The sequence below is a fragment of the Roseisolibacter sp. H3M3-2 genome (assembly GCF_029211165.1).
Lineage (GTDB): Bacteria > Gemmatimonadota > Gemmatimonadetes > Gemmatimonadales > Gemmatimonadaceae > Roseisolibacter.
On the sequence record NZ_JARGEK010000362.1, the window covers coordinates 1 to 4,719 of the forward strand.

The 4,719-nt window shown below is 76.9% G+C and carries 4 protein-coding genes and 2 pseudogenes; all 6 read left to right on the forward strand.

Annotated elements, in window-relative coordinates:
* Nucleotides 1-372 (forward strand): annotated as a pseudogene (locus tag PYV61_RS21055) (hypothetical protein); the annotation flags it as partial.
* A gap of 108 nt (nt 373-480) precedes the next feature.
* Nucleotides 481-1,923 carry a hypothetical protein gene (locus PYV61_RS21060; protein WP_275835334.1) on the forward strand — a complete coding sequence of 481 codons (1,443 nt, stop codon included), beginning with the start codon at nt 481-483 and terminating at the stop codon, nt 1,921-1,923.
* 131 nt (nt 1,924-2,054) lie between these two features.
* A complete protein-coding gene (gene pilM / locus PYV61_RS21065) occupies nt 2,055-3,110 on the forward strand; it encodes a type IV pilus assembly protein PilM (protein ID WP_275835336.1) in 1,056 nt (351 codons plus the stop codon).
* Nucleotides 3,111-3,144: 34 nt separating this feature from the next.
* Nucleotides 3,145-3,885, forward strand: coding sequence for a PilN domain-containing protein (locus tag PYV61_RS21070; RefSeq protein ID WP_275835338.1), 741 nt, complete (start codon nt 3,145-3,147; stop codon nt 3,883-3,885).
* 10 nt (nt 3,886-3,895) lie between these two features.
* Nucleotides 3,896-4,531 carry a type 4a pilus biogenesis protein PilO gene (pilO, locus tag PYV61_RS21075; RefSeq protein WP_275835340.1) on the forward strand — a complete coding sequence of 212 codons (636 nt, stop codon included), beginning with the start codon at nt 3,896-3,898 and terminating at the stop codon, nt 4,529-4,531.
* Nucleotides 4,528-4,719, forward strand: a pseudogene (locus tag PYV61_RS21080) (polysaccharide deacetylase family protein); the annotation flags it as partial. The gene pilO and the pseudogene PYV61_RS21080, both read left to right, overlap by 4 nt.

The window sequence follows — 4,719 nt, forward strand, 5'->3', positions numbered from 1 at the left end:
CTCATCGCCGCCGCGCGCGCCGCCGACTCCGCGTACGTCGCCGCCGTCGCCGCCTCGTGGCGCGCCGGGCGCGCGCACCACGCCCCGGACCTCCGCCTCGACCGCTCCGGGCGCCACCCGACGACGCGCGCCGCGGCGAGCGATTCCGTCGCCGCGTGGGACGTCCCCCTCGCCGCGCGCCCCGCGCACTTCGCGGTCGCCCGCTCCGGCGACTTCGCCTGGTCGCGCGGCGCCTACGCCCTCGGCCCGTCCGACGCCCCGACCGAGCAGGGCGCCTTCCTCCGCGTCTGGCGCCTGCAGCCCGACCGCACCTGGAAGCTCGCCGTCGAGATCATCGCCCCGGCCGCGCCGCCGCGGCGCCGCGAGTCCTGAAACGGTGAGAATCGGATGAGACGGATTTGACGGATGCGTCGGATCGCCCCATGTAGCTCCGGACGCCCATCCGCCGGATCCGTCTTCATCGGACCTGATCCGATTCCCATGCCCTCGAAGCGCCTCGCACTCGCCCTCCTTCTCGCCGCCGCGCCGCTGCACGCGCAGGCGCCGCGCGCCGACACGCTGCGCGTCCTCTTCGTCGGCAACAGCTTCACGTACTTCCACAACCTCCCGCGCCTGGTCGAGGCGATGGCCGCGACCTCCGCGCCGCCGCGCCCGCTCGCCGTCGCACGCGTGACAATGGGCGGGTGGACGCTGCGCCGCCACGCGGCCGAGGGACGCGCCCTCGCCGAGATCCGCCGCCGCGGGTGGGACTACGTCGTCCTCCAGGAGCAGAGCCTCCTCGGCGCCCCGCGCCCCGAGCCGCCGGTCGTCGAGGACCCGCGCCGCGTGTTCTACCCCGGCGCGCGCACGCTGGCCGCCGAGGTGCGCGCGGCCGGCGCGACGCCGCTGTTCTTCCTCACGTGGGCGCGGCGCGCGACGCCCGCCGCGGACGCCGCGCTCGCGACCGTCGAGCGCCGGTGGCGCCCGGCGTGGTCGTTCGCGCTGCCGGTGGGCGTCGCGCACCGCGAGTCCGTGCACACGGTCGCCGGCGACGCGGCGCTGGTGCTGCTGCGCCTGGACCGGCACCGCTTCCTCGCCGTGGCCGGCGCGAGGGCGTCGACCGGCGCGCCCGGGGCGGCGGCGCACGCGGAGCGGCGGGTGGGGCGCTGGCTGCGCCTCGTCCCGGTCGTCGTCGCGCCGCTGGCCGCCCTCACCGCGGGCGGCCCCGTGGTCGCGCCCGACGGCGTGCGGATCCGCGGCGGGGACGTGCCGCCCGACGGGTGGGCCTGCGAGCCGGGGGCGTCGTCGCTGGCCGACGTCGCGGTCGCGGACCCCGCCGACACCGCGGCCGTCCATCCGGGCGCGCTGGCGGGGCCGCTGGTCGTCGTGGTGGCGGGTGCGCGCGACGACGCGCGGTGGAGCGTGTTCGGCGACGACGACTGGGACGGCCTGGCGCGCCGGGCCACCGTCGTCGTGCCGGCCGGCGCGTCGCTGTCGCCCGAGCCGCGCGTCGCCGCCGGCGACGCGTGCGTGGTGGACGGCGCGAGCTGGGGGGAGCCGCGGCGCGGCGCCGGCGCCGTGGGCGCGTGCTCGGGCGCCGCCCCGGTCGTCCACCTGCGCGGCGTCGGCGTCACCCGGATCGTCGGCCCCGCGCGCGCGCAGGGGGTGCTGCTGGTCGACGGGGACCTCGAGGTCGTCGGCGACGTGGAGTTCGCGGGCGTGGTGCTGGTGCGCGGCGCGCTGCGGGGCGCGGGCGCCTCGCTGCGCGTGACGGGCGCGTTGCTCGTGCGTCACCGCGCGCCCGCGGCGCCCGGCGATCCCGCGGTCGTGCTGGGCCCCGGCAGCGTCGTCGCGCGGTCGTCGTGCGCGGTCGCGGGTGTCACGCTGGCGGCCTCCCGTATCATGCCGCTCGGTAGGCGAGGGCGCGTGACCGTCACGCCCTAGGCCACGAAGTGACCTGACGCACGTCCCCCCGGTTACCCCCCGCGCGTGCCGCTCGTGTTGAGCGCGTGAAGCGGACGCCGCCGTAACGACGGCACGCGGACGCGGTCCCACTCCCATCGCTCTCGCTCCCCATGCGCATCTTCGGTCGCAGCAGGCAGACCGTCGGCCTCGACATCGGCTCCGGGCTCGTGAAGGCGGCCGTGGTGGACCACGGCGGCGCGGTGCCGGAGCTGGCGCGCGTCGTCGTGACGCCGCTCGCCGACGACGCGATCGTCGAGGGCGAGGTGATGGACCCGGCGCTCGTGGCCGACGCGGTGCGCGAGACGCTCGCCGCCGCCGCGCCCAACGCGAAGCACGTCGTCGTCGCCATCGGCGGGCGCGACGTGATCGTGAAGCGCATCCGCATGGAGCGCGTGAAGGAGGCGGCCGCGCGGGAGCTGATCCAGTGGGAGGCGGAGCAGCACGTCCCCTTCGACATGGACTCCGTGCAGCTCGACTTCCAGATCCTCGACCCGCAGGCGACCGGCCCCGAGATGAGCGTCCTGCTCGTGGCGGCCAAGCGCGAGCTGGTCGAGGCGAAGGTCCGCCTCCTGGAGGACGCCGGCGCCCACGCGCGCGTCGTCGACGTGGACGCCTTCGCGCTGCACAACGCCTTCGAGACCGCGCACCCCGACGCGCTGACGGGCGTCGTCGCCCTGGCGAACGTCGGGCACGAGGTCACGAACGTGAACATCCTCGAGGAGGGCGTCCCGGTGCTGACGCGCGACCTCGCGTGCGGCACGCGCCGCGTGCGCGAGGATCTGCAGCGCGAGCTCGGGCTCTCCGCGCGGGATGCCGAGCGGGTGCTGCAGGGGATGGGCGACGGCGGCGGGGCGACGGCGGCGCTGGGCGCCATCGTCGCCCGGCACGCGCAGGACGTCGCGGTCGGCGTCGAGCGCGCGGCCGCCTTCCTCGAGTCGGCCTCGCGCACCGCCGGCCCGCTCCGCGCCCTGTACCTCTGCGGCGGCGGCGCCCGCATCCCGGGGCTCGCGCAGGCGGTCGCCGCGCAGCTCCGGGTGCAGGTCGACGTCGCGCAGCCGCTCGCCGGCATCGCCGTGCGCGACGGCGCCTTCGACGGCCTCGACGCCGACGCCGTCGCCCCGCTGCTGATGCTCCCCGTCGGCCTCGCCCTGCGGAAGGTCGCGTGACCGCGCCGCGTCCCGCCCACCCCGGAGCCCCGCGATGATCATCGAGGTCAACCTCCTCCCCGGCCGCCAGAAGAAGCGCGGCGGCGGCGCGCCGTTCGGCGGCCTCGCCGACCGGCTGCGCGTGGCCACGCGCGACCGGTACCTGACCGCCGCCGTCGGCACGCTGACCGCGACCGTCCTCGGCGTCGGCGCGCTGCACACGCTGCAGACCCGCGACGGCGGGGACCTCGCCGAGCGCGAGGCGGCCGCGGTGGCCGACTCGACGCGCTACTCGAGCGTCATCAAGGCGCGCCGCGAGGCCGTCGCCGAGCGCGACTCGGTGGAGCGGCAGCTGGCGATCATCGCCGCCATCGACAGCAACCGCTACGTGTGGGCGCACGTGCTCGACGAGGTCAGCTCGAGCCTCCCGCCCTACACCTGGCTGGTGAACGTCCGCCAGACGAGCGCCGCGCCGACGCCCAAGGCCGCGCGCGTCGACTCGACGCTGCAGAAGAAGGACGCGCCCCCGGCGCGCCCGGGCGAGGCGAAGCCGGACACCGCCGCCGACGGCGCGCTCCGCTTCCGCCTCGTCGGCCAGACGGTCGACATCCAGGCGCTCACGACCTACATGCGCGACCTCGAGCTGTCGCCGTTCGTCCACCGCGTGCAGCTCGCCGAGTCGAAGGCGGTCGCGGTCGACGGCCGCGACCTGACCGAGTTCACGCTCGACGGCGAGTTCGAGCAGCCGGCGCGCGGCGCGATCCGCACGCGCGTGACCACCGTCCCGCTGCGCTGAGGACCGAGCCGTGGCCAGCTTCCTCCCGTCCGACAAGAAGGACCAGCTGAAGGTCGGCGTCGCGTTCCTCGCCGGCGCCCTCGGCATCTACTACTACCTGTACCCGTACAGCGAGCGGTCGCTGGTCCTCGACGAGCAGCGCGCGCACGTCGAGCACCTCGAGGAGACCAACGCGCGGGCGCAGCGCGAGCTGCGGCGCGGCAGCGCGAAGACGCTGCGCGAGCAGGCCGCCGCGTCGCGCGCCACGCTCTCGGTGCTCCGCCAGCTCGTGCCGAGCGAGCACGAGGTGCCGGCGGTGCTCGAGGAGGTCTCCACCGCCGCGCGCCGCGCGGGGCTGGAGCTCGGCGGGGTGCAGCCGGAGCCCGTGATGCCGGGCGACCAGTTCGACACGCACCGCTACAAGGTGACGGTCGTCGGCACGTACCACGCGCTGACGGCCTTCCTCGCGAACGTCGGCTCGCTGCCGCGCGTGGTCGCGCCGGTGACCTTCGCCCTCGTCCCCGCGAAGCCGAAGGGGAACCAGGCGCAGCGTCCGGGCGACGCGCCCCCGCAGAAGCTGCCGCTGGAGGCCACGGTGACGCTGCAGACGTACGTCACGCACACCGCGGCCGCGCCGGCCGCCCGCACCGGGGAGGTCCTCCCGTGAACCTGTCGTCGAACAGCCGCCGCCTCGCGCTCCTCGGCGTCGCGCTCTCGCTCACCCTGGCGTCGGCGGCCTGGCTGTTCTTCGGCGCGCACGAGCCGGCCGCCGAGGCCGCGCCGGCGCCGAAGGCGGTGGCCGTCGCGCCGACCGCGGGCGCGACGACCGCCGCCCCGGCGGCGCTGAAGGCCGAG

Excerpts from the sequence above, each read along its gene's own strand:
- pilM (WP_275835336.1), top strand. The coding sequence starts at position 2,055 with ATGCGCATCTTCGGTCGCAGCAGGCAGACCGTCGGCCTCGACATCGGC.
- PYV61_RS21060 (WP_275835334.1), top strand. The coding sequence starts at position 481 with ATGCCCTCGAAGCGCCTCGCACTCGCCCTCCTTCTCGCCGCCGCGCCG.
- PYV61_RS21070 (WP_275835338.1), top strand. The coding sequence starts at position 3,145 with ATGATCATCGAGGTCAACCTCCTCCCCGGCCGCCAGAAGAAGCGCGGC.